Origin of the sequence: Stenotrophomonas sp. As-7 (assembly GCF_030291015.1) — a bacterium.
Classification (GTDB): domain Bacteria; phylum Pseudomonadota; class Gammaproteobacteria; order Xanthomonadales; family Xanthomonadaceae; genus Stenotrophomonas; species Stenotrophomonas lactitubi.
On sequence record NZ_CP127405.1, the window covers coordinates 2524701 to 2547800 of the forward strand.

22 protein-coding genes are annotated in these 23100 nt (G+C 66.1%); 17 read left to right on the forward strand and 5 right to left on the reverse strand.

What is annotated here, in order from left to right; genetic code table 11:
- Positions 1-43: 43 nt before the first annotated feature.
- The 4 genes from QP457_RS11625 to QP457_RS11640 all read left to right on the forward strand — a co-directional run bounded on the left by QP457_RS11625 (position 44) and on the right by QP457_RS11640 (position 3575).
- A complete protein-coding gene (locus QP457_RS11625) occupies positions 44-1108 on the forward strand; it encodes a hypothetical protein (RefSeq protein ID WP_205404212.1) in 1065 nt (354 codons plus the stop codon).
- Complete coding sequence (locus QP457_RS11630) at positions 1105-2025, forward strand: PD40 domain-containing protein (RefSeq protein WP_205404213.1); 921 nt, start codon at positions 1105-1107, stop codon at positions 2023-2025. The genes QP457_RS11625 and QP457_RS11630 overlap by 4 nt, the downstream gene beginning before the upstream one ends.
- Before the next feature lie 79 nt (positions 2026-2104).
- Entirely contained in the window at positions 2105-2590 is a 486-nt protein-coding gene (locus QP457_RS11635; protein ID WP_286041612.1) for a hypothetical protein, read from the forward strand.
- Entirely contained in the window at positions 2583-3575 is a 993-nt protein-coding gene (locus QP457_RS11640) for an alpha/beta hydrolase (protein WP_205404215.1), read from the forward strand. The genes QP457_RS11635 and QP457_RS11640 overlap by 8 nt, the downstream gene beginning before the upstream one ends.
- A gap of 35 nt (positions 3576-3610) precedes the next feature.
- On the opposite strand, the gene QP457_RS11645 is transcribed toward QP457_RS11640, so the two are convergent.
- Positions 3611-5464, reverse strand: a complete 1854-nt coding sequence (locus QP457_RS11645; protein ID WP_205404216.1) for an XVIPCD domain-containing protein — start codon at positions 5462-5464, stop codon at positions 3611-3613.
- Between the two features lie 120 nt (positions 5465-5584).
- Here QP457_RS11645 and QP457_RS11650 point away from each other — a divergent pair, with 120 nt between their 5' ends.
- Both QP457_RS11650 and QP457_RS11655 read left to right on the forward strand, forming a co-directional pair.
- Entirely contained in the window at positions 5585-7780 is a 2196-nt protein-coding gene (locus QP457_RS11650; RefSeq protein ID WP_240196394.1) for a hypothetical protein, read from the forward strand.
- A gap of 80 nt (positions 7781-7860) precedes the next feature.
- On the forward strand, positions 7861-8346 hold the full coding sequence (locus QP457_RS11655; protein ID WP_205404217.1) for a TspO/MBR family protein: 486 nt from the start codon (positions 7861-7863) through the stop codon (positions 8344-8346).
- An 11-nt stretch (positions 8347-8357) separates the two neighbouring features.
- Here the strand turns inward: QP457_RS11655 and QP457_RS11660 are convergent, their stop codons facing one another.
- From QP457_RS11660 to QP457_RS11675, 4 genes are all read right to left on the reverse strand, one after another.
- Positions 8358-8654 (reverse strand): hypothetical protein, encoded by a 297-nt coding sequence (locus tag QP457_RS11660; RefSeq protein WP_089235735.1) that lies wholly within the window; start codon positions 8652-8654, stop codon positions 8358-8360.
- A 71-nt stretch (positions 8655-8725) separates the two neighbouring features.
- Positions 8726-9409 carry an NAD(P)H-binding protein gene (locus QP457_RS11665; protein ID WP_205404218.1) on the reverse strand — a complete coding sequence of 228 codons (684 nt, stop codon included), beginning with the start codon at positions 9407-9409 and terminating at the stop codon, positions 8726-8728.
- A 19-nt stretch (positions 9410-9428) separates the two neighbouring features.
- Positions 9429-10103: a ChrR family anti-sigma-E factor gene (locus QP457_RS11670; protein ID WP_205404219.1), complete on the reverse strand. Its 675-nt coding sequence runs from the start codon at positions 10101-10103 to the stop codon at positions 9429-9431.
- The gene (locus tag QP457_RS11675) at positions 10100-10723 is read right to left on the reverse strand and encodes a sigma-70 family RNA polymerase sigma factor (protein WP_205404220.1); all 624 of its coding nucleotides are present in this window, start codon (positions 10721-10723) and stop codon (positions 10100-10102) included. The genes QP457_RS11670 and QP457_RS11675 overlap by 4 nt, the downstream gene beginning before the upstream one ends.
- 144 nt (positions 10724-10867) lie before the next feature.
- Between QP457_RS11675 and QP457_RS11680 the strand changes: the two genes are divergently transcribed.
- The 11 genes from QP457_RS11680 to QP457_RS11730 all read left to right on the forward strand — a co-directional run bounded on the left by QP457_RS11680 (position 10868) and on the right by QP457_RS11730 (position 23093).
- Positions 10868-11635, forward strand: coding sequence for a hypothetical protein (locus tag QP457_RS11680; protein WP_205404221.1), 768 nt, complete (start codon positions 10868-10870; stop codon positions 11633-11635).
- A gap of 84 nt (positions 11636-11719) precedes the next feature.
- Positions 11720-12676 (forward strand): acyl-CoA desaturase, encoded by a 957-nt coding sequence (locus QP457_RS11685; RefSeq protein WP_180167176.1) that lies wholly within the window; start codon positions 11720-11722, stop codon positions 12674-12676.
- A 1-nt stretch (position 12677) separates the two neighbouring features.
- Complete coding sequence (locus tag QP457_RS11690) at positions 12678-13955, forward strand: FAD-dependent oxidoreductase (protein WP_205404222.1); 1278 nt, start codon at positions 12678-12680, stop codon at positions 13953-13955.
- The gene (locus QP457_RS11695) at positions 13952-14719 is read left to right on the forward strand and encodes a DUF1365 domain-containing protein (RefSeq protein WP_205404223.1); all 768 of its coding nucleotides are present in this window, start codon (positions 13952-13954) and stop codon (positions 14717-14719) included. Before QP457_RS11690 ends, QP457_RS11695 begins: the two co-directional genes overlap by 4 nt.
- The gene (locus QP457_RS11700; RefSeq protein WP_205404224.1) at positions 14716-15981 is read left to right on the forward strand and encodes a cyclopropane-fatty-acyl-phospholipid synthase family protein; all 1266 of its coding nucleotides are present in this window, start codon (positions 14716-14718) and stop codon (positions 15979-15981) included. Before QP457_RS11695 ends, QP457_RS11700 begins: the two co-directional genes overlap by 4 nt.
- 1 nt (position 15982) lies before the next feature.
- Entirely contained in the window at positions 15983-16525 is a 543-nt protein-coding gene (locus QP457_RS11705; protein ID WP_205404225.1) for a DUF2878 domain-containing protein, read from the forward strand.
- A complete protein-coding gene (locus QP457_RS11710; RefSeq protein ID WP_205404226.1) occupies positions 16525-17301 on the forward strand; it encodes a DUF1295 domain-containing protein in 777 nt (258 codons plus the stop codon). The genes QP457_RS11705 and QP457_RS11710 overlap by 1 nt, the downstream gene beginning before the upstream one ends.
- Before the next feature lie 5 nt (positions 17302-17306).
- Complete coding sequence (locus QP457_RS11715; RefSeq protein ID WP_205404227.1) at positions 17307-18383, forward strand: class I SAM-dependent methyltransferase; 1077 nt, start codon at positions 17307-17309, stop codon at positions 18381-18383.
- 14 nt (positions 18384-18397) lie between these two features.
- Positions 18398-18931: a lipocalin family protein gene (locus QP457_RS11720; protein WP_205404228.1), complete on the forward strand. Its 534-nt coding sequence runs from the start codon at positions 18398-18400 to the stop codon at positions 18929-18931.
- Between the two features lie 269 nt (positions 18932-19200).
- Positions 19201-21639: an aminotransferase class V-fold PLP-dependent enzyme gene (locus QP457_RS11725; protein ID WP_205404229.1), complete on the forward strand. Its 2439-nt coding sequence runs from the start codon at positions 19201-19203 to the stop codon at positions 21637-21639.
- Positions 21640-21944: 305 nt separating this feature from the next.
- Complete coding sequence (locus QP457_RS11730) at positions 21945-23093, forward strand: SPFH domain-containing protein (RefSeq protein ID WP_089235748.1); 1149 nt, start codon at positions 21945-21947, stop codon at positions 23091-23093.
- Positions 23094-23100: the final 7 nt, after the last annotated feature.

The following is a 23100-nucleotide window of genomic DNA, read 5'->3' on the forward strand; positions in this document are numbered from 1 at the left end:
CATACGGCACCGAAGATGGAGCCTCGGACAGCGGGGATCAGACATGCAGCGACGTGGATTTCTAGGCGGCCTTGCCGCGTTGTACGGTGCCGGCGCCTTAGGGCTCTGTCTGCCGCTGGGCGCTGCTCCGCCCCATACCGGCAGAGACCATGCCAATGACTGGCGTTGGCTGCAGGGCAACTGGAACGTGCGTCACCGCCGGATTCAGGAACGCTTGGTGGCCGACACGCGCTGGGTGGATTTCACCGGCACCAGTGCGGTCTGGCTGACCCTGGGCGGGCTGGGCACCATCGATGACAACCTGATGCTGCTGCCCGGCGGCCCGTACCGCGGCCTGGGTGTACGTGCCTTCGATCCGGCCTCCGCCACCTGGGCAATCTGGTGGCTGGACGGGCGAGCTCCCACCCGCTTTGAAGCGCCGGTGCATGGCGGTTTCAGCGGCAGCGGCGGCAGTTTCCTCGGCACGGATACATTCAACGGCCAGCCCATCCAGGTATGGTTCCGCTGGCACGACATCCACGCTGCGCAGCCGTGGTGGGAGCAGGCATTCTCCGCTGACAACGGCGTGCATTGGGAAGTGAATTGGCGCAACTGGTTCACCCGTTCGGCAGCGATACCCTCGCCCTTACCTCTGCAGGCGGATGCGCCCCGCGACTTCGACTTCCTGGTCGGCCGTTGGACCGTGCAGCACCGTCGACTGCGCGAACGGCTCTCTGGCAGCAACATCTGGGACCACTTCGATGGCACGTTGCACAACTGGCCGGTGCTGGGCGGCTTCGGCAATGTTGGCGACAACGTCATGAATTTCCCCGCTGCGACCGTACGCGGCATGGGCATCCGCGCGTGGGATGCCAGCAGTGGCCAGTGGTCGAGCTGGTGGTTGGATGGCCGCGATCCGAGGCGGATCGGCGCGCCGGTCCGCGGCGGTTTCGTCGATGGTATCGGCACGTTCATGGGAGACGACCAGCTGCGAGGGCAGCCGATCAGAACGCGTGTGATCTGGTCGAACATCACCTCGCGTTCCGCACGCTGGGAACAGGCGGCATCCGCAGACGGAGGAGCGACCTGGGAGACCAACTGGATCAGCGATTTTGAGCGGCAGTCATGAACGCGCTTACCGCTCTGGTCACGGTCACGGTCACGGTCGCTGGACTGCTGGGGGGTGATGTCGGCCAGGATACGCTGGCACTCGACCACCACGCAGAACGTTTCGCACCGGGCATCGCATCGACCCGATACAGCGAAATCCGCCTGACGCTGAGCCCCGACGGGCACACGGCACTCTGGTTCAGCCGTGACCGGCCAGGGGGCGCTGGGGGATATGACATCTGGGTCTCGAGACTGCAGCGTGGGAAGTGGAGTGTCGCGCGCCCGGCGCCCTTCAATACACCCGGCCGCGATTTCGATCCGGCCTTCACGGCGGACGGCCGTTTCGTGCTGTTCTGCTCTGATCGCCCGGGTGGACTGGGCGGCGATGACCTGTACAGGGTGCCCGTGCAGGCCCTGCGATTCGGGGTCGCCGAGAATCTCGGGCCTGCCGTCAACAGTCCCGCCAACGAGTTTGCGCCGATGCTCGCGGCCGACGGTGGCACCCTGCTGTTCTCCAGCGACCGAGCAGGTGGCGCCGGTGGCCACGATCTATATGTCGCGCAGGTGGACGACGGCCAACTGCAACCTGCACGTCCGGTTGCAGGCGCGATCAACACGGCCGCGCAGGAGTTCGACGCCACCTTCCTGGGCGATGGCCGGACCATCGTTTTCGCACGCGCACAGGATTTCGGCAGTTCGCGGGTCGAGCAGTTCGCGGCACGCGCGTTCGGTGACCGCTACGAGCCCGGCATGCGACTGCCCGCACCCGTCAACGACGGTGCGAGCGACAGCTATGGTGCCATGCTCGACTGGTCCCGCCCTGGCACGCTGACCTATTCAGCGCGTCGCGGCGATGGCGCCAGTCTGGACCTGTATCGGGTGCGCTATCGGCGGCCACTGTCCCTGTCGATTCCGGGGCCCCCGGTTCGTCGATAGAAAAAGAGCCAACGAAGAGAGCATGCACATGCCTTCCGCACAACAGGTTGCCTGCCGCTGTGGCGAAGTGAAGTTGAACGTGACCGACACACCCATCGCCTGCGTCGACTGCTGCTGCAACAGCTGCCGCGCCGCAGGCCTGCGCCTGCAGCGCCTGCCTGGCGCCCTGCGGCTGCTCGGACCGCATGGAACCACCAGGTTCGTCATGTATCGCAAGGACCGGGTGGAATTCCTGGCAGGATTCGAGCGCCTCGCTGCATTCCGCCTGTCCGCTGATGCCGGCAGCCGTCGCGTGCTGGCCACCTGCTGCAACACGCCGATATTCCTTGAACTGAACGGCGGCCACTGGCTAAGCCTGTATGGCGGGCTGTGGCCGGAGGATGCCCGGCCGCCGCTGCAGATGCGCACAATGGTCGGCGATCTACCAGATCCCTCCGTGCTGCCCGCCGATGTACCCAACCTCAAGCAACACTCGCTGCGCTTTTATGCCCGGTTGATGAAGGCCTGGATTGCGATGGGCCTGCGCAGCCCGGATATCCGCATCGAAGGAGAGGTCCATGCCTGAGCCAGACAAGATCGAGATCGAGAGCATTTCACGCAGGTCACTGCTGATCGGTGCTGGGCTTCTGCTGGCTACGGGATGGCTGCCAACCGTACGGGGCGCCAGCGCGGACGTGCCCGAACCCATGGATGCCGCGGCGTTCGCCGCCCTCCGGCGCTGGATCCGCACGCCGTTCGGGCGTATCGCCTGCGTGCAGAGAGGGGAAGGCCCGGCCGCGCTGTTCCTGCACGGCTTCCCCTTGAGCGGTTTCCAGTGGCGGCATGCGATCGCGCAGCTCTCCTCGTCCCGGCGCTGCATCGCGCCGGATTTCATGGGGCTGGGCCATAGCCGGGTGGCCGCGACGCAGGACCTGTCGCCGCAGGCGCAGAGCAACATGCTTGCTGCATTGCTTGATGCGCTGTCCGTTCCTGCGGTCGATCTGGTTGCCAATGACAGCGGCGGAACCGTGGCCCAGTTGTTCGCTGTACAGCACCCGCAGCGCGTGCGCACGATGCTGCTGACCAACTGCGATGTGCACGAGAACAGCCCGCCGCTGCAGATGAAGAACTCGCTGGCCGCTGCACGTGCTGGCACCTATCACCAGAAGATTGCCCGGCATCTGCAGGACCGTCAGTACGCGCGGTCGGCGGCCGGAATCGGTGGCTCGGCCTATGCTGTTCCGGCACATTTCAGCGACGAGGCCATCGAGTACAGCTTTCGGCCACTGGTGTCCTCGCCGCTGCGTCAGCAGCAGTTGAATCGCCATCTGGCAGCCTTCGAGCCGAATCCGCTACTGGCCATCGAAGCTGCACTGAAGCGAAGTACGTTCCCCACGCGCATGGTGTGGGGAACGGCCGATCCACTCTTTCCTGGCCGCTGGGCGGAGTGGCTGCACCAGAGCCTGCCTGCATCGCGCGGTATCCGCTGGGTGGAAGGCGGACGCCTGTTCTGGCCGGAGGAACAGCCTGCGCTGCTTGCCGAAGAGGCTCGGGCACTCTGGAGTGCCTGACCGGCTGTGCCAGCAGTTGGGCTGGCGTGCTGGAATCAGCGCACCATGGACCTTTCAGCCTGTTCCTGGGAAATCTGCTCCCGCTCCTGCTGCTGGCTCGCCTGGTCTGACGTTGCCGCCAGGGCCTGGCCCTGCTGGAGCTCCCGCACATGCTCGCTGACCGGCGTCGCCACCGCCTGCGCGGTCTCGGTGCGCGCGATCTGTCGATCCGCGGCGTGCGGCTGGCCCTGCACCGCGAATGCATACCTGCCGTCGTCACTGAGCACGGCCTCGTCAATCCGCTGCATGCCCTTGTCCTTGGCCGCTACCAGCAGTGCCATGCCAAGGCGTTCGCTCATTTCATCCGGCTGTCGCCCCATCGCCTGGTCGAGGCTGCTGACCGCGCCTTGGCTCTGCAGCCACATGCCATGGTCCGGGCTGGCAGTGTGCCGGGGGTCCTGCCGGGGCAGCAGCGGTGACGGCGGCGGCAGTGACTGCAGGTGCTCGCCCTGCACCGCCGCGTCGATCTTCTGCAGATCCTTGCCGCCGGCCGCGGCGATGTGGAACATGCGCTCGGCCATGCCGTAGGTGGATTGCCCCTGGTTGCGTGCCAGCCCCTGGGCAAAGGCATCCACGTCCTGCTGCGGCTTGCCGCTGCCGTCCTCGGCAAGCACCTGCCACGATGGCCCCAGCATTGGGTTGTCCTTGACCATCGACTGGGTGCGCTCCATCAGCGTGCGCATCTGGGCCTCGCTGAAGCTCAGGGTGTTCAGCTCGCCGGCCTTCATCGGCCCGCGATCGCCGGCGGGGTCGCCGGACAGCGCCGCGTTGACCATGCCGGCAATCTGTTCGCCCTGCGCATTCCCGCGCAGGTCGAAGGTGAATTCGTAGCGGCGCTGCGCCGTGTCCTCCTGGCCATCGGCGCCGTAAGCGCTGACCCGGGTTGCCGGCAGATTGCCGCTGTACTGCACGCTGCGCAGCTCGGTGCGGCTGCCGTCTTCGCGACTGACCTGCACCACATCACCGCTGTTGCGTGCACCGGCCAGGTCGACACCAAACGTGTCGCCGTAGCCGACCTTCAGCCGCGTCTGCGAACTCATTCCCAGTCGCTCGACCGTGGCCAGATCCTGCACGCCCGCGGTCTGGCTGTTCAGCGTGCCGTTGTCGATGAAGTGTTCATAGGCCTGGCGGCCTTCGGGTTGATTGATGTCGAAGGTCGCAGTGCGGACGGCGGAATGACCGAGCGCGTCCTGGCGACCGGCGATCGCGCTGAACCTGCCTGCAGTGAATCCCGTGCCGTTGAAGGCTTCGACCGCCTCGTTCGGCCCGGTGGTGACGCGCACCCGGCCATCATCCAGGCGATCCACGCGGTAGCTGGCACCGCTCGCCTCGGTCGTCTGGGTCTGCATGGCGATGTTGCGGAAACTGCCTTCCAGTGCAGTGCCAGTGAACTGCTGGCCATCCAGGGTGACGCTGCCACCGTTGGGAATGGTCTGCGGATCGAAAGGATTGATGCGGGTGGGATCGACGTCCACCGCGTCGCTGGGCAGGCTGACCCTGTAGCGCCCGCGTACGCCGGTGCTGCTGGTGTCCTGGAAGCCGGCACTTTTCACGCTTGCACCGACCACCGACTCCATCGTCAGCAGGTAGTCCCTGCCACCGTCGGCTGTCGGGCTGCGGGCCATGTTCAGCGACGTGCCCTGGAACTGCGATGCAAGACTGGACGCTGCGCGTTTCTGCTCGGCGCCCACCTTCAACGCCCCATCGCCCTCGTTCAACGTGACCGAGTAACCGCCGGCGGCAGCGCGGACCTCGCTGTTGGCCGAGGTGTAAGTCGGATCGAATGACGCCGTGGCGGCATCGCGCGGCGCATCCGGGGTTGCGCCTTCCTTGCTGGTCTGGGCATTCATGCCGTGACCTCCTTGAACAGAGACGCGCTGATTATAGGGCGCAGGGCGCGCGGCACGTTCACATCGCGCCGCAGCAGCATCCACGATAGTGATGGCCATCCCATTCCCTGCCGAGGGTCCATGCCCCGCTCCCTCGCCCGCCCGCAGCGATGGCTCCACCATGCCCGCAAGCTCCTGCCTTATCTGCTGGGCCTGTATCTGCTGTACCTGCTCGCGGGCAATGTCTTTCTCAACACGCCGCTGTTCGATCAGGTCACCAATCGCAAGCCGCACAAGTTCGTGATGACCACCGGGCCCGCGATCACGCTGCTGCCGGGCCATGTGATCGCCTGGAACGTGCAGATGCGCGGCCACGTCAATCGCACGGTGTATGTGCTGCGCGCAGACCGGGCCAGTGCGCGTCTGGCGTTGTTGCCACTGTTTCAGCGCGAGGTGCGCGTGCCGTCGCTGCACGCGACCGGTGTAGCCGCCGAGATCGCGCGTGTGGATGAGGCCATTCCCTCACCACCGCGCGGTGATCGCGGCTGGACGTTGCGATTCGATGCCATTCACAGCGACAGCATCCGCAGCTTCCGCGCCGGCAAATTGTTGATCGTCGGCGAAGGCAGCGGCACGGTCGGCTTCGTCAAGCAGCTGCGCGGCGGGCCATCGGAGCTGCTGGACTCGGAGGTGGCTTTCGCGGATGCCGATGTGAGCATTGATGGCACCCAGCTGCTCGGCGACATGCAGTTGAAGTCGCAGTTCTCCTATCCACGGCACTACCGTGACCAAGCGCCGGGCCTGGAAAAGCTGGGCCTGCTGCACGCAGTGCTGGAGGTACAGGCGCGCAGCCAGGGGTTGCGCCTGGATACGGACACGCAACGACCCGCCGTTGCCAGCGCTGCCGTACCGGGGCAGTTGCAGGCCTCGCTTACCCTGGACCAGGGCGCACTGCAGCAAGGCAGTCATGCCGTCTGGCGGGTTCCATTGCAGGTGGGGGCCGGCGCACCGGATCGAGGAACGCTGGCGATACAGCTGGATGCCGCTCGCGATATCCGTCTGCAGGCGCGATTGCCGCAGCGCGATGGCACCGGTGCTGCACTGGACGCGGATCTGATCATTGCCGGGCGACACCTTCCATTTGAGGATCCCAGCGAGGTGCTGGGGCGCACCTCCGGCACGGTCAAGGGCGAATGGACCTTCACCTCGCTCAACTGGATTCCCGCACTGTTCGTGCAGAAGCCCTGGTTCCAGCTGCAGGGCGGCGGCGTGCTGCGCGCGGACCTGCGCCTGCAGAACGGCGAGCTGGCCGCCGGCAGCAGCGTCGATATTCCCGCGGCGCGGGCGGTGGCCGAGGTCGCCGGCGTGCACATGCAGGGAACGGCCAGCGCGCATGGGCAACTGCAGGCCGGCACGCCGACGCGCGCCGTGCTGGCAGTGAAGCTTCCCACGTTCAATGCCCGTGCGGGCAACCCCAAAGGTGCCACGCTGTTCGATGGGCGCGACCTGGCGCTGACACTGACCGGTGACGGGCGCCTGCGCGAGCTGCGCAAGGGTGTGCGTGCGCAGCTGCGCTTCGACGACGCAACCATTCCAGACCTCACCGCCTACAACCGCTACCTGGGCAACGGCCAGGTGCGGCTGCTGGGAGGCGCCGGCCGGGTGAGCGGCGATGCTCAGCTTGATACCCAGGGCCGGGTCGGCAACGGTAGCGTGCGCCTGCGCAGTCAACGCGCACGGCTGCAGGTGGCGGGGCTCGACCTGCAGGGCGACGCGCGCGTGGATGGCAGGCTGAAGCGTGGCGATTTCAGCCAGCGCCGGTTCGATCTGGGCGGGAGCGTGATCGAGCTGCGCAATGTGCAGGTGGGTGACCAGCAGCGACCACAACCGTGGTGGGGCCGTGTCACCATCGCCCGCGGCGACATCGATGCGCAGTCACCCTTCCAGGTGGACGCACGTGCGGACCTTGCCATGCGCGATGCCGGCCCGCTGCTGGCGCTGTTTGCCGAGCGCAGTGATTACCCGCGCTGGGCATTGTCCCTGCTCGATTCCGGCCACGTGGACGCGCATACCCGACTGCGCTGGCGGGCCGGGCATCTGGTGCTGGATGGGCTGCAAGCGGAAAACGAGCGTCTTTCGCTACGTGCGCGGCTGGATCTGCTGGAGCAGCGCAAGCGCGGCGACCTCTACCTGCGCTGGGGCCTGCTGGGCGCCGGCATCGAACTGGATGGCCAGCGCCGGCAATGGCATCTGGCCGGCGCGCGGGAGTGGTTCGACGGTCGGCCTGCGTTGTTGCCAGCCCCTGCGCAGTCTGGCACCGGTGGCACAGCCGACTGACCGGGCGCCTGCATCCAGTCGCGACGCAACTGCGTACAACGCGCTGTCACAACCGGTGGCAGTGCAGGAGGAGATACACCATGAATGTCCGCAGGCAGGTTGTTGGTCTTCTGGGCTGGGCCGTGGTTACTTTTCTGGCTGCCGCGCTGGGTGCTCGCGCCTCTATTTCTGCGGCGGACTTCTACGCAGGCCTCACGTTGCCTTCATGGGCGCCGCCTGCCAGCGTGTTCGGTCCGGTGTGGACGGTGCTGTACGCGCTGATGGCGCTGGCCGCGTGGCTGGTCTGGCGCCAAGGCGGATGGCGCGCGGCCACGCCTGCGCTGGTGCTCTACCTGCTGCAGCTGGCTCTCAATGTGTTGTGGAGCTGGCTGTTCTTCGGTTGGAAGCAGGGGGCGCTGGCGTTTGCGGACATCCTGCTGTTGCTGGTGCTGATCGTGGCCACGGTGGTCGCCTTCCATCGTGTGCGCCCGGCAGCGGCGTGGCTGCTGCTGCCTTACCTGGCATGGGTGGCGTTCGCCAGCGCGCTCAACTTTGCCGTGTGGCAGGCCAATCCGGGCGTGCTTTAGCCGGGCAATGCTTACAAAGCGTGTGGCGCCTGCTGCCACTGGCGCAGCACGCTGCCCCTGAAAGCCTGCTCGCCGCAGCCGGTCGGACAACGCAGTACGCGTGCGGCAGAGGTGCTGACCAGTCCATCGCCTTCCTGCGCCTTGAACACCAGCTCGCAGGACAGACAGCGCGCCACCAGCGAGTAGAGATGGACGATGCGGCCGCTGCCGGGATCCTGCAGCGCGTTGACATCCAGCAGGTCGAAACGGCCGTTGTCAGGCGCTGGACGCGAGGGGCGAAGCGGAGAGGACGATGGCTGCAGGTTCACGTCGATGCGTCACAGAAGAAGGAGCCTCGACTGTAGTTGCCGCGATGTGCAGCAGATGTGCACCACGGTCCTCAGTCTGCGGAAGCAGAACCCAGTCGATTGATCTGCGCACATTCCAGTACTGCTGGCGGGTCCGGCATCGTCGCCAGCACGATCATCGCGCGGCCGATGGCCTCGTTGCTGGTCACCAGCGAAGGCAGGACGCGGCCCGCCGCCGCCATCAAGGGGCCGCCGAAGCGGTACAGCGGCTTCAATGCCGCATGACGGGTGCCGGTTCCCGCCACCGGGCGTACCCCGGCTGGACGCAGCATGACGGTGCGCACCGCGAGCTGCGCCAGCGCGGCCTCGGTCTCGCCCTTGATGCGCAGCGGCATGATCCGGCTGTGTGGATTGGCGTGGGCGCCAGAGACATACAGGAACCGGCCGTCCGGATTCGCTTCCGCCCACGCTGCAGCCACAGCCAGAGTGGCATCGAGCGTCACCTTCTGATACTCATCCTCGGCGGTGCCGACCGGTGGCGCGCCGGCGCAGTAGAAACAGGCATCGAATCCAGCCAACTGCGGGCTCACGTTGCGGGCCTGCTGGAAATCCGCGAGCACGATCTGCTCGATCCGCGCGTCCAGCCCGGCCTGGCTGCGGACCAGGGCTGCGGTCCGCGCAACCTGCGGCGAAGCGAGGCAGGCACGGGCAACGCCCTGCCCGACCAGTCCGGTTGCACCGGTCAGCAGAATCCGCAGCGGGCGTGTTTCGTGCATGCGTTGACCTTGAAGAAGACTAGAGTTTGACGAAGCGCTGGATTTTGCGGGCCAACCAACCACTGAACACCAGCGGCGCGTCCAGCGCGGAAACGCAGATGCACGGTACACCAGGCGCCGTTACCGGCTGGTGCTCGACGTCCTCGTCCAGGTCTGCAACATCGCCCGGCGCGAACAGCCCCAGCGCATCATTGTAGGAGCCTCGCAGGATCTGGGTCAGTTCGCTGCGGCCGTGGCTGTGCATCGGCAAGCATTTGCCCGGCGCGATCTTCAGCATGATCAGCGAAGGCATCTGCTCGGCGCGGATGCAATGCACACCGGGCGCCATCCAGCGCCAGTGCAGCCGACCCAGCGAATCGCCAAAGTAGGGATGCAGCGACTTCGGCAGATGGTCCGGGTCGGCCTCGGGCCGTTCCGGCGGCATCGACCGCAGCGGGCTCGGCACGATGCCGGCATGGTCCTCACCGAGCTGCGCAAGCATTGCGTCGCGCAGCCCTGCCCGCCGCGCCTCAGCTGCCGGCGGCTGGGTCTGCTCCAGCAGTGCGGCACCGATGGCCTCCGCTTCGCGCAGGCGCTGGCGGCAGTGCGGACACTGTTCCAGATGCGTGCCAGCGACGATGCTCAAGGGCGTCGGCAGGGCACCGGCGGCGTAGCTCATCAGCGTCGACTCATGCAGATGGTGGTGCGGATTCATGGTGCACCCCCGACCTTCGACTGCAACTGCAGGAACGCTCGTCGCAGGTGCGATTTGACCGTGCCCAGCGGCATGCCCAGCGCCTGTGCGATCTCGCTGTGACTCTTGGCCTCGAAATAGGACATCCGCACCAGGCGCGCCTGTGTGGCCGGCAACTCGTTGATACGCTGGCGCAGACGGGCGTGGTCGGCGAACTGTTCGGCGCTGCTGCGTTCGCTGACATCTCCAGCGGCAGCATCCTCCACCGCCTCCTGCACCTGCATCCAGCTACGCTCACGGCGCACCCGGTCGATGTGCAGGTTGCGGCCGATGCGGTACAGCCAGGTGCTCAACGCGCCCTGCGCAGGATCGAATTCGGACGCGCGCAGCCACAGGCGCAGCAGGCACTCCTGGGCCAGCTCTTCGGCCACCGCTGCGGGCGCGCCCAAGCCGCGCAGGTAGATGCACAGGCGCGGCATGAAATGGTCGTAGATGCGCATGAAACATTCACGGTCGCGCAGCCGGGCGACGCCGTCCATCTCGCCATTCCAGTTCGTCGGCTCGTTGCTGGGCTGCTGTGAACTGGACACGATCCGCGCGGTGTCAAAGGAAAGAGAGGGGCTGGCGGGAGGACGGTACATCGGCGGGGGCAGCCGTTGAGTGAAGAGGAGTCCTTCCCTCTACGCACAGCAGCGCCGGTTGGATGCACCCCGGGTGGGCGCCAGCGTGCATCCAGCCTGCACCGACGTACGTACAGCAGGGCAATCCTCCCATGGATCGCCCCGATGCGCCTTGTCTGGTTGCTGCTTCTCACCCCCTGCGCTGCCGGCGCCGCGCCGCTGTTGCGTTCGGAAGGCGTTGCCACCCTGCCCAATGGAACCACCGCCTACCGCGAGGTGCATTGGCAGCGCGGGGCCGGTGATGGCAGCGAGCGCTGGGTGGAATACCTGTGCCCTGCTGGGCAGCCTTTCGCCCGCAAGCAGATGCCCGCCGCCGTGCGGGCCCGGGCGCGGGGCTATGTGCTGCAGGACGCCCGCAGTGGTCAAGCGGCCCGCGTGGTGGTCGGCCGCGACGGTGTCCAGGTCGACTGGAAGGAAGACACGTCCGCGCCTTCACGAACGAAGCAGCTGCCTCTACCCGCGGATGCCGTGATCGATGCCGGTTTCGATGCCGCCGTGCGGGCCCACTGGCAGACGCTGTTGGGTGGTACGCCGGTCAGCCTGCCCTTTCTGGTGCCCGGGCGGCAGCGCTTCTATCCCGTGCAGGTGCAGTACCGCGGCCCGGTGCGCTGGCAAGGGCTTGCCGCCCATGAGATCGAGGTCCACCTTGATACCTGGTTCGGGGCGGTGGCGCCGCGTCTTTCGCTGGTCTACGCCGAGGCCGATCGCCGTCTGCTGGAGTTCCGCGGCACCAGCAATCTGCGCGATGCGCGCGGCGATTATCCGCAGGTGACCGTGCGCTTCTCGGCACCCGCAACGGAACAACCGGAGCAACGCTGGCGCGATGAACTGCAACGACCGCTGGTATCGAGCTGCGTTGTTACAACCAAGTGAAAACACAGACGGATGCGATCCACTGCATCCAACCTGCACTGCTACACGTAGAGGTAGGCAATCGACTCCCTCGGGCTCCCGTCCATGGCATCCGCAGCGCCTCCACTCCGCAGACGTTCGCGCCTGTTGCGTACCTTCAAGCGCTGGTTCGATACCGATGCCGGAAGCGAAGCGGCGGCCGACGGTGGCCAGGGTGACCGCATCGACTGGCTGCGCGCCCTGCCCTTCGCGCTGTTGCATGTGGCCTGCCTCGGGGTGATCTGGGTAGGCGTGTCCTGGACGGCGGTTGCGGTCGCCGTGTTCCTGTACGCAATCAGGATGTTCGCCATCACCGCGTTCTATCACCGTTACTTCTCGCACCGCACCTTTGAGGCATCGCGCACCGTGCAGTTCGTGTTCGCGGTCATCGGTGCTGCCAGCGTGCAGCGTGGCCCCCTCTGGTGGGCAGCCCACCACCGCCATCACCACCGCCACGCGGATCAACCGCAGGACCCACACTCCCCGCGCCAGGGTGGATTCTGGCGCAGTCACATGGGGTGGTTTCTTACCCGCAGTGCCTTTGCCACCGACCTGCAGCGCATTCCCGATCTGGCCCGGTACCCCGAGCTGCGCTGGCTGGACCGGTTCGACACCGTGGTGCCCGTGTTGCTGGCCGCTGCGCTGTACGGCCTCGGTGCGGTACTCGAGCGCGTGGCCCCGGCCTTGCATACCTCCGGCCCGCAGCTATTGGTGTGGGGCTTCTTCATCTCCACCGTCGTGCTGTTCCATGCCACGGTCACCATCAATTCGCTGGCGCACCGCTTCGGCCGGCGCCGCTTCGAGACCCGTGATGACAGCCGCAACAACCTGTGGCTTGCCCTGCTGACCTTCGGCGAGGGCTGGCACAACAACCATCATTTCTTCCCCGGCACCGCGCGCCAGGGCTTCCACTGGTGGGAGATCGACATCAGCTGGTATGGCCTGCGCGTCATGGCCGCGCTGGGCCTGGTGAAGGGGCTCAAGCCGATCCCGGCCTGGGTGCTGGCCAAGGCGAGGCACTGACATGCGTATCGCGGTCATCGGTTCCGGCATCGCCGGTCTGTCCAGCGCGTGGTGGCTGGACGGCGAACATGACGTCACCCTGTTCGAGGCCAACGACTACCTGGGCGGCCACACCCACACCCACGACGTGACGGTGGACGGACGGAGGATGGCGGTCGACACCGGGTTCATCGTCTTCAATCCGCACCACTACCCGCTGTTGTCGGCCCTGTTCGATGAACTTGGGGTGGCCTCGCAGCCCACCACGATGAGCTTCTCGATGCACAGCGAGCGCAGCGGCGTGGAGTACAACGCCACCTCGCTCGATGGGCTGTTCTGCCAACGAAGAAACCTGGTGTCCCCGCGTTTCTGGGGCATGCTGGCCGACCTGCGGCGCTTCTATCGTGACGCCCCCCTGCTGCTCGGCGAGGAGAAGGGGCCTACGCTGGGCCAATACCTGCACAGCCAGCACTATGGCGAGGCGTTCGTGCAGGAGCATCTGCTGCCGATGGCCTCGGCACTGTGGTCATCACCGACCGCACAGGTGCTGGACTTCCCAGCGCGCTACCTGGTGCAGTTCATGGCCAACCACCAGATGCTGCAGATGACCGGGCGTGCGTCCTGGCGCGTGGTCAAGGGCGGTTCGGCCCGCTATGTGGATGCCCTTCGTGCGCGCTGGCGGGTACACGAGCGGCTGGAATGCCCAGTGCACGCGGTCGAGCGCATGCCCTGGGGCGCGCGCGTCCACACCGCGACCGGCGTTGAAGGCTTCGATGAAGTGATCCTGGCCTGCCACAGCGACCAGGCCCTGGCGCTGCTGGCCGACGCCGACCCGGTTGAGCAGGCGGTGCTCGGTGCGATCCGCTACCAGCCCAATGAGGCGGTGCTGCACACCGATGCCTCGCTGCTGCCCGCCAACCGCAAGGCCTGGGCGGCCTGGAACGCGCATGTGCCGCGCGATCCCGCAGCGCCCTGCACGGTCAGCTACTGCATGAACCTGCTGCAGGGGCTACCCGGCGACACTCCGTTGGTGGTGACCCTCAACCGCAGCGAGGCCATCGATCCGGCCAAGGTGCTGCGGCGCCTGCACTACGCACATCCGGTACATGACCACAGCGCCGTAAGTGCACAGCAGCGTTGGGGCGAGGTGCAGGGACATCGCCATACCTGGTTCGCGGGTGCGTACTGGGGCTGGGGTTTCCACGAGGACGGCATCCGCAGTGCCCGCCGCGTGGTCGACGCGCTGCAGGCACGCTCATTCCGCAGCCACAGCGCGCAGCAAGCGGAGGTGCCCGCGTGAGCGCCAGCGCCATCTACTTCGGCCACGTCGAGCATCGTCGCCACCACCCGCATGCCCACGCGTTCCGCTACCCGATCGCGCAGCTGCTGCTGGATCTGGACGAGCTGGACCAGGTATTTGCCGGACGCTGGCTGTGGTCGGTCGGGCGCCGCAACCTGGCAGAGTTCCGCCGCAGCGACTACTTCGGTGATCCCGCGACCTCCCTGGCCGACGCAGTGCGTGACCATGCCGCGACGGTGCTCGGGCGGCGCCCCGACGGCCCGGTGCGGCTGCTGACCCACCTGCGCTTCGGTGGCCACGTGTTCAACCCGGTCAGCTTCTACTACTGCTACCAGGCTGACCGGGAGACCCTGGACTGCATCGTCGCCGAGATCACCAATACGCCCTGGAAGGAGCGACACGCCTACGTGCTTCCGGTCGAAACTGCGATACGGCAGGGCCGCGCCCTGCGCTGGCAGTTCGACAAGACCTTCCACGTTTCACCCTTCATGCCCATGGATTGCGCGTATGACTGGCGCTTCACCGCGCCCGCGGACGACCTGCGCGTGCACATGCAGGTATGGCGCAACGGCCAGCGCCAGTTCGATGCCACACAGAGCATGCAGCGGCGGACCATCGATGGCCGTGGGCTTGCCCGGGTATTGGCCTGCTACCCGATGATGAGCGCGCAGGTGGTCGCCGCCATCCACTGGCAGGCATTGCGCCTCTGGCTCAAGCGCAACCCCGTGCACGACCATCCTTCCCTAGCCGAGAAACCGCGATGAACGAAATGACCCCCTCGGCCACCCTGCCCCAGCCCGGCACCCTGGACGCGTTCCTCCGCCGACGCCTTCTGGCCCAGCTTGCGCCGCTGCACAACGGACGTCTGTGCGTGCGTGATGCGTTTGGCGAGGTGCAGCTGGGCAACGCAGGCAGCGACCTTCAGGTCACCGTGACCATCGATGACCCGGCGTTCTACCGCAAGGTGGCGGCGAACGGCAGCGTTGGCGCCGGCGAGAGCTACATCAACGGTAATTGGCGCTGCGACGACCTGGTGGCGCTGGTGCAGCTGCTGGTACGCAACCGCGACCTGCTGGATGGCATGGAACGCGGGCCGGCGCGCATCGGCGGCTGGCTGCTGCGCGGCTGGAACCGGCTGCGGCGCAACAGCCGCGAAGGCAGCCGTCGCAACATCGCCGCCCATTATGACCTGGGCAATGATTTCTTCGCCCTGTTCCTGTCGCCGGACCTGATGTACTCTTCGGCGCTGTTCACCGATGCCGGTGACTCACTGGAAAGCGCATCGCGACGCAAGCTGGATCGCATCTGCCAGCAGCTGCGACTGCAGCCGGGTGATCGCGTGGTCGAGATCGGCACCGGCTGGGGTGGCTTTGCCGTGCATGCCGCGCAGCACTACGGCTGCCATGTCACCACCACCACCATCTCTGCAGAACAGCACGCATTGGCCGCACAGCGCGTGCGCGAGGCCGGCCTGCAGGATCGCGTGACGTTGCTGATGCAGGACTACCGCGATCTGCAGGGGCAGTTCGACAAACTGGTGTCCATCGAGATGATCGAGGCCATCGGTGCCGAGTACCTGGACACCTACATGGCCACCCTGCAGCGGCTGCTCAAGCCTGATGGGCTGGCCCTGCTGCAGGCCATCACCATCGAGGACCAGCGCTATGAACAGGCGCGGCGCAGCGTGGACTACATCAAGCGCTTCGTGTTTCCGGGCAGCTTCATTCCCTCGATCAATGCCATCCTGGCCGCCAAGACCCGGGCCAGTGACCTGCAGCTGATCGCCCAGCGGGACTTCGGCCACTCCTATGCATTGACCCTGCGCGCCTGGCGGCAGCGCTTCCTCGCGCAGTTGCCTGCAGTACACGCGCAGGGCTTCGATGAGCGTTTCTGCAGGCTGTGGGAGTTCTACCTGGCCTACTGCGAAGGTGGCTTCCTGGAGCGCTCCATCGGCGTTTCCCATCTGCTGCTGGCACGCCCTGGCTACCGCCCCGAAGCGGATTCCCATGGCGAGCGGACCGGCTGACATGCGCCGCACCTGGGTCAACGTGATGGGCAACCAGCTGGTATGGCTGTGCGCCGTCGCCGGTGCCGGCCGGGGCTGGCAATGGCCGGCAATGCTGTCAGCTACCGTATACATCGGCACCCAGCTGCTCACTTCAGCGCAGCCCCGTCTGGATCTGCGCTTGTTGCTGCTCGCGCTGGCCTGCGCATTCCTGGTGGATGGCAGTGCGGCCGCCAGTGGTGGCGTGCACTACGCCGCTGCGCCGCTGGGTTGGGTGCCGCCACCGTGGATTCTCGCCCTGTGGGCTGCCTTTGCGATGACGCTGACTGCATCGATGGCGTTCCTGCAGCGACACTGGCTGCTGCCGGTGGCCCTCGGCCTGCTGGCGCCGCTGGCGTATCTATCTGCGGCGCGCGGATTCCAGGCGGTGCATTTCACCCCCCCGGCCTGGCAGGGCGTAGCAACACTGGCGCTGGGCTGGTGCATCGCGCTGTCGCTGCTGTGCGCGGTGGCACGCCGCGGACCGCCCGGCAACCACGCCACCCCATTGATTGGAGCAACCTGATGAGCAGCTTGTGGTGGGTACTGCTGTATGCCGTGCTGATCATGGCCTGGGGCTGGGCGTGGCAGCGCAGGCACCAGAACATCGGCATCGTCGATGTGCTGTGGGCAAAGGGTGTGGCCGCAGGCGCCCTGCTGCTTGCATGGCTGGGCGATGGCGCGCTGCAGCCCCGCATCGCGCTGGCGCTGCTGGGTGGGCTGTGGGGAGGCCGGCTTGCCCTGCATCTGTGGCGGCGTGTGCGCAGCGAAGCAGAGGACGGTCGCTACCGTTATCTGCGTGAGCACTGGCACGGCCACCAGGGAAAGATCTTCGGCTTCTTCATGGCACAGGCCGTGCTGGTGGTGCTGTTTGCGCTGCCGTTTGTGGCCGTGGCCAACAACCCGCGCAGCGACATGCCTGCCTGGATCGCAGCGGCGCTCGTGGTGTGGCTGCTCAGTGTAGGTGGCGAAGCACTCGCCGACCGCCAGCTGGCTCGTTTCCGTGCCGACCCGGCCAACAAGGGCCGCACCTGCCGCGAAGGGCTGTGGCGGTATACGCGCCACCCCAACTACTTCTTCGAGTGGCTGCACTGGTTCACCTATGTAGTGCTGGCAGCGGGGTCGCCGCTGTGGTGGCTGGCCTGGACCGGGCCGGTGCTGATGTATGTATTCCTGCGCTACCTCAGCGGCGTTCCCTTCACCGAGAAACAGGCGCTGCGCAGTCGCGGTGACGACTATCGCGACTACCAGCGCAGCACCCCGATGTTCTTCCCCTGGTTTCCGCGCAGCCCCAAGGAGTGATCCCGATGAACAGCACCCCGTCCCTTGCTCCGGTTGCCGATACCGAGGGCGGACTCACCGGCTGGGCCGAGCGTGGCTGGCTGCCCGATGCGGCGCTGCGCGCGGGCATCCGTCGCCTGTGCGCACAACGCCTGGCCGAAGAGTCGGCCGGCAGCATGGAGGCGCAGTCGCAGCGCTTCAGCCGCCGCATTGCCGAACTGGCCAGCAGCCCGCTGGCCCTGCACGTGGATGCAGCCAACCGCCAGCACTACGAGGTTCCCGCCGCCTTCTTCAAGGGCTGCCTGGGGCATCGCCTGAAGTACAGCAGCTGCTACTACCGTACCGGCAGCGAGACGCTGGACCAGGCCGAGGACGCGATGCTGGAACTGTACGGGCAGCGCGCCGGGCTGGCCGACGGCCAGCACATCCTGGAACTGGGGTGCGGCTGGGGCTCGCTGACGCTGTGGATGGCCGAGCGCTACCCGAACGCACGCATCACCGCCGTGTCCAACTCGCATAGCCAGCGCGACCATATCCTGGCGCAGTGCCAGGCGCGGGGGTTCGGCAACGTCGAGGTGCTGACCCGCGACGTCAACCAGCTGGAGCTGCCTGCAGGGGCATTCGACCGCTGCGTGTCGGTCGAGATGTTCGAGCACGTGCGCAATTACGATCGCCTGCTGGGTCGCATCGCCTGCTGGCTGAAGCCGGACGGCGCGCTGTTCGTGCACATCTTCGCCCATCGTACGCTGATGTATCCGTTCGAAACCGAGGGCGACGACAACTGGATGGGCCGGCACTTCTTCACCGGCGGCCTGATGCCGGCCGCGGACACGCTGCTGCACTTCCAGCGCGAACTGGTGCTGGACCAGCGCTGGCTGCTGGATGGCACTCACTACCAGCGCACCGCCAACCATTGGCTGGCCAACCAGGATGCCGCCCGCGAGCAGCTGCTGCCGATCCTGGCGCAGACCTATGGCGACGAAGCCGCCGCACGCATCTGGTGGCAGCGCTGGCGCATGTTCTGGATGGCCTGCGCCGAGCTGTTCGGCTACGACGACGGCCAGCAATGGCTGGTCGCCCACTATCTGTTCCGCCCGCGCTGAAGGAGACCGCCACCATGCGTATCGCCCCACTGTTCACGCTGCTGGCCGTGGCCCTGTTCGGCGCAGGCTGCAGCAGCCACGACACCCGCCCGATTCCGCTGCCACCGAAGGTGGACGTGCCCCGCTTCATGGGCGACTGGTATGTCATTGCCCATATTCCTTCGCGGCCCGAGCGCGAGGCCTTCGATGCCGTGGAAAGCTATGCGCTGCAGGCTGATGGGCGCATCAAGACCACCTTCACCTATCGCAAGGGCAGCTTCCAGTCGCCACAGAAGTCGATGCACCCGGTAGGTCGGGTGGAGAAACATGGCAATGGTGCGGTCTGGGGCATGCAGTTCATCTGGCCCATCCAGGCCGAGTACCTCATTGCCTGGCTGGATGAGGGCTACACGCAGACCATCGTGGCCCGCAGCAAGCGCGACTATGTGTGGTACATGGCGCGTACGCCGCAGGTAAGCGAAGTGGAGTATCAGCAGGCGGTCGACCGAATCAAGGCGATGGGGTACGACACCGGAAAGCTGCGCCGGGTGCCGCAATCGGTGCGCTGAGCATCCGCGAAGGACGTTCCAGAACGGAATGATGGACGCCGGCATCGATGGCGCCATAACGCTCGATCGGCTCCTGGGTGAACTTCACGCACTTGGCCTGCGATAGCGCCAATCGGGGCAGTTGGCCCATGAATAGGGGAATAGATAAACCCCCGCCCTTTCACGGATTATCAATCATGCTTTATGTGATTAATATCACTTAAAGACAATTAATCCCATGCAATAAAGGCGGCGATGATTAACCGGCCTCCGGCCACATGGAGCGTGCCATGCAGGATCTCTCGCCGCACCAGTGCAAGGTGGTATCCGATCGAAAATGGTCTCTCAGCACCTTCATGGAGTTCTATGAGCGCGTCCTGAGCCAGCGCATTTTCGGACCCTACGGAAAGCTGCTGGCCGAGGAGATCGCTGGCGACATCCAGGCGGGCTTCAATGCGTCAGACGTCCTGGAGGTCGCCTGCGGTACCGGGGTCATCACCGCCAACCTTTACCAGCACCTTACCAGGCCCCTCGGCCTACGGTTGGTCGCCACCGATCTGTCGGCAATCGCCGTTGACGTGGCACGCAGCGTGCTGAGCGATGAGGTGCAGCGCAACGTGCCGCTCCTTGCCGATGTGGACATGGCAGAGCTGCCCTTCGCGGACGCCAGCTTCGATGTCATCGTATGCGGATTCGGCCTGATGTTCCCGCCGGACAAGGCGCGCGTCGCCCGCGAGTTCAGGCGGGTGCTCCGCCCTGGTGGACGGGTCTACGCCACGGCATTCCACTACAACCAGCTTTTCGAGCTGACCCGCGAGCAGTCACGGCAGCACTTCGGCATGCCATCCCGGCTGATGGATGCCGCCCTGAGCCTGACCGACCCGTCGCCGATCACGCGCGCGTTCGCGATCGAAGGACTTTCCCCGCGCGAGGGCGACATGGCTGAATTGCGGCCCCTTGCGTTCGCCATGGGGGACGCCGATACGCGCGAATTCCTGTTCAACGCCTGCGTCCTTCTGGAGGAGTTCAACCAGTGCGACACCCCCACCAGGGAGCGCTATCTGGACACGATGCTGGACGCGGTCCATGCAACAGTGCCAGACCGGCGTTACCACGTGGAAGCCTGGTTGCTGCGCGGCTGTGTGGATGCTGCACATACACCTGCGCGGGCCGCCATCCGGGCCCCGGATTTCTCACCACTGCTGGCGTTCCACCTGCCGCTGCAGCAGGATGCGCCCGCGATGCACGGCTTCGAAAGCGCTCGCGCACAGTTCCTCGCCGACCACCCTGGTTACCCCCATGATCAGGTCGAGGCCATGCGCCAGCAGGAATATGCGCGACTGGATGAGCAACAGGTGACCTATCTGGATCACGTGGGCGGAACATTGCCACCCGACAGCCTGCTTGAGCAGGATTACCAGGCACTCAAGCGGACGATTCTCGGCAATCCGCACAGCGGATCGAAAGCATCCCAGGACGCACTTCATAGGGCGCGTGAGGAGATCTACGCCTTCTTCGGAACCACACCGGAGGAGTACGAAATACTGTTCACCGCCAATGCCAGCAGCGCAATCCGGTTGGTGGCGGAGTCATTCCCGTTCCAGGCCGGGTCGCAGACACTGCTGACCAAGGACAATCACACCTCGGTACACGGCTTGCGCGAGTACGCCACGGCGAAGGGCGCACAGGTAAAGTACATTCCGCTGGATGACGAGCTGCTGTTGCATGAAGGGCTGATGTGGCGCGCCTTGCAGCGGCTGCAGCCCGGCGCGCCGCATCTGCTCGCCTTTCCTGCGCAATCCAATGCCACCGGCGCGCGGCACGACCTGGCCTGGATCGAGCGTGCACAGGCACACGGCGCGATGGTGCTGTGCGACGCTGCGGCCCTGGTGCCGCAATACCGGCTTGACTGCGCCCGGCATCGCCCCGATTTCGTGGTGGCCTCGTTCTACAAGATATTCGGCTACCCCACCGGCGCGGGTTGCCTGCTCGCCCGACGGGCCGCACTCGGCCTGCTGAAACCTCCGTCGTTTGCCGGTGGTGGTGTGTGCTACTACTCCGGGCCGTGGTCGCCCACCGATCGCCTGCTGTACCGCGACGCGGGCCAGCGATTCGAAGTCGGCACGCCGAACTACGCAGCCTTCCCAGCCATCGCCAGAGGCTTTGAATTCGTGGCCGCGCTGGGCGGAGTGGAAGCGGTCGGGTTGCGCTCGCGTGCGTTGGCCGAGTGGCTCCAGGCGCAGCTGTCATCGCTTCGCCACCACATCGGTGGCGAGCTGCCGCTATGCCGGGTCTATGGCCCGCCCGCTGCGCAGCGGGGCGCGACGCTGATGCTGAACTTCTTCGACTGCTATGGCTCCATCCTGCCGCACGCCCGCATCAAGCGGGCCGCAGACCGGTTCGGCATCACCCTGCGCAATGGCTGCTTCTGCAACCTGGGCGCCGTCCAGCAGGCGACCTACGCGACCGCGGGCGCCGAGCATTGTGAACTGGACAAGACCGGGAAGATTCTCGACTGCACGGCATTCGACGAGAAGATCCTGGAGAAGGGTGATTGCGGTGCGGTCAGGATTTCGTTCGGGCTGGGATCGAACTTCGCCGATGCCTATCGCTTCCTGTTGTTCGCCACCTGCCTGCTGGACACAGACGCTTCAGGTCTGGAATGTGTGATGGAGGAATCACCGGCACCGGCTCCGGAAACACCGGCTGCCAGCACTGTGCCGGCTTGAGTCGCCGCGGGGCCGTGCTCAGGCCGGATTGTCACCGCCTGGGGATCGCTGGATCCGGACTACACCGAAGCCCGTTTCCGCACACCTGTTCGCGCGCCGCTGGATGGCGATTTTGCCTGCCATTGCGGCGATAGGCTACGGAACTGGTGCCGCTGATCGGTCACGGCCCGATCAACTGTGCCCTGGCCTGAGACGCGAGATGAATGGGGATTCGCCCGGCTGCTAGCCGCGCGTAGCCTGCCTCCTCTATAGTCAGCCGAGCACGACAGGCGTGGTGCCTGTCCGGCAACTACAGGGAGTGGGTCATGGGTCTGGTACAAGCGGTGAAGGGTGCAGTCGGCGGCGTGCTGGCTGACCAATGGAAGGACTTCTACACCGTGCCGACCGGCCTGCCGTCCACGGCAGCCCTGTTTGCAGCGGTGCCGCAGGGCACCAATGCCGGGCGCGGCTCGAACACCAGCGGCTCCTCCAACATCATCAGCAACGGCTCGAAGATCGTCGTGCCGGAAGGCTACGGCCTGCTGCTGTTCCAGGATGGCGCGATCACCGCCTTCGTCGCCGAGCCGGGTGGCTACGAGTGGCGCTCGGACGATCTGAACTCGCAGTCGATCTTCGCCGGCGACGGCCTGGTCAGCACCTTCATCAAGCAGAGCTGGGAGCGCTTCAAGTTCGGCGGCCAGCCGGGCTCGCAGCAGGCCGCCTTCTTCGTTTCGCTGAAGGAACTGCCGGACAACCGTTTCGGCACCCAGTCGGAAATCTACTGGGACGATGGCTTCCTCAACACCCAGGTCGGCGCGGTCACGCGTGGCTCGTACACGCTGAAGATCGTCGACCCGATCCTGTTCGTGAAGAACTTCGTTCCGGCCAGCTACCTGCAGCCGGGCCAGGTATTCGACTTCACCGACCTGGACAACGCCGCTGCCAGCCAGCTGTTCAATGAAGTGGTGGGTTCGCTGGCGCCGGCGTTCAGCCTGTATACCAACGATCCAAGCAAGGGCAACCGCATCACCAAGCTGCAGCAGGATTCGCTGGGCTTTGCGCAGAGCCTGTCGGCTGCCGTCGAGCAGGGCTACCAGTGGAAGTCCGATCGCGGCCTGGCCATCGTCAAGACCGCCATCGTCTCGATCGAGTACGACGCCAACACCCGTGAGCTGCTGAAGACCGTGCAGCGCGCCGATGCCTTGTCCGGCTCGCGCGGCAATTCCAACCTGCAGGCCAGCGTTGCCCAGGGCATCCAGTCCGCAGGCGAGAACGGCGGTGCCGCCGGCCTTGTCGGCGTGGGCATGGCGTCGGGCATGTTCGGCGCGGGCAACCTGCAGCAGCCAGCAACCCCGGCCGCGCCGGCTGCCGACGACCCGGTGGCCAAGCTGAAGAAGGCCAAGGAAATGCTGGATCTGGGCCTGATCACCCAGACCGACTATGACGCGCTGAAGGCCAAGGCGCTGGGACTGTAAGCAGACG

Bases quoted from the DNA above. Each gene is read 5' to 3' on its own strand.
- QP457_RS11655 (WP_205404217.1), top strand. From the start codon at position 7,861: ATGAATGTCCGCAGGCAGGTTGTTGGTCTTCTGGGCTGGGCCGTGGTT.
- QP457_RS11705 (WP_205404225.1), top strand. From the start codon at position 15,983: ATGCGCCGCACCTGGGTCAACGTGATGGGCAACCAGCTGGTATGGCTG.
- QP457_RS11640 (WP_205404215.1), top strand. From the start codon at position 2,583: ATGCCTGAGCCAGACAAGATCGAGATCGAGAGCATTTCACGCAGGTCA.
- QP457_RS11630 (WP_205404213.1), top strand. From the start codon at position 1,105: ATGAACGCGCTTACCGCTCTGGTCACGGTCACGGTCACGGTCGCTGGA.
- QP457_RS11645 (WP_205404216.1), bottom strand. From the start codon at position 5,464: ATGAATGCCCAGACCAGCAAGGAAGGCGCAACCCCGGATGCGCCGCGC.
- QP457_RS11715 (WP_205404227.1), top strand. From the start codon at position 17,307: ATGAACAGCACCCCGTCCCTTGCTCCGGTTGCCGATACCGAGGGCGGA.
- QP457_RS11675 (WP_205404220.1), bottom strand. From the start codon at position 10,723: ATGTACCGTCCTCCCGCCAGCCCCTCTCTTTCCTTTGACACCGCGCGG.
- QP457_RS11685 (WP_180167176.1), top strand. From the start codon at position 11,720: ATGGCATCCGCAGCGCCTCCACTCCGCAGACGTTCGCGCCTGTTGCGT.
- QP457_RS11680 (WP_205404221.1), top strand. From the start codon at position 10,868: ATGCGCCTTGTCTGGTTGCTGCTTCTCACCCCCTGCGCTGCCGGCGCC.
- QP457_RS11725 (WP_205404229.1), top strand. From the start codon at position 19,201: ATGCAGGATCTCTCGCCGCACCAGTGCAAGGTGGTATCCGATCGAAAA.
- QP457_RS11700 (WP_205404224.1), top strand. From the start codon at position 14,716: ATGAACGAAATGACCCCCTCGGCCACCCTGCCCCAGCCCGGCACCCTG.
- QP457_RS11730 (WP_089235748.1), top strand. From the start codon at position 21,945: ATGGGTCTGGTACAAGCGGTGAAGGGTGCAGTCGGCGGCGTGCTGGCT.
- QP457_RS11710 (WP_205404226.1), top strand. From the start codon at position 16,525: ATGAGCAGCTTGTGGTGGGTACTGCTGTATGCCGTGCTGATCATGGCC.
- QP457_RS11690 (WP_205404222.1), top strand. From the start codon at position 12,678: ATGCGTATCGCGGTCATCGGTTCCGGCATCGCCGGTCTGTCCAGCGCG.
- QP457_RS11670 (WP_205404219.1), bottom strand. From the start codon at position 10,103: ATGAATCCGCACCACCATCTGCATGAGTCGACGCTGATGAGCTACGCC.
- QP457_RS11625 (WP_205404212.1), top strand. From the start codon at position 44: ATGCAGCGACGTGGATTTCTAGGCGGCCTTGCCGCGTTGTACGGTGCC.
- QP457_RS11650 (WP_240196394.1), top strand. From the start codon at position 5,585: ATGCCCCGCTCCCTCGCCCGCCCGCAGCGATGGCTCCACCATGCCCGC.
- QP457_RS11665 (WP_205404218.1), bottom strand. From the start codon at position 9,409: ATGCACGAAACACGCCCGCTGCGGATTCTGCTGACCGGTGCAACCGGA.
- QP457_RS11720 (WP_205404228.1), top strand. From the start codon at position 18,398: ATGCGTATCGCCCCACTGTTCACGCTGCTGGCCGTGGCCCTGTTCGGC.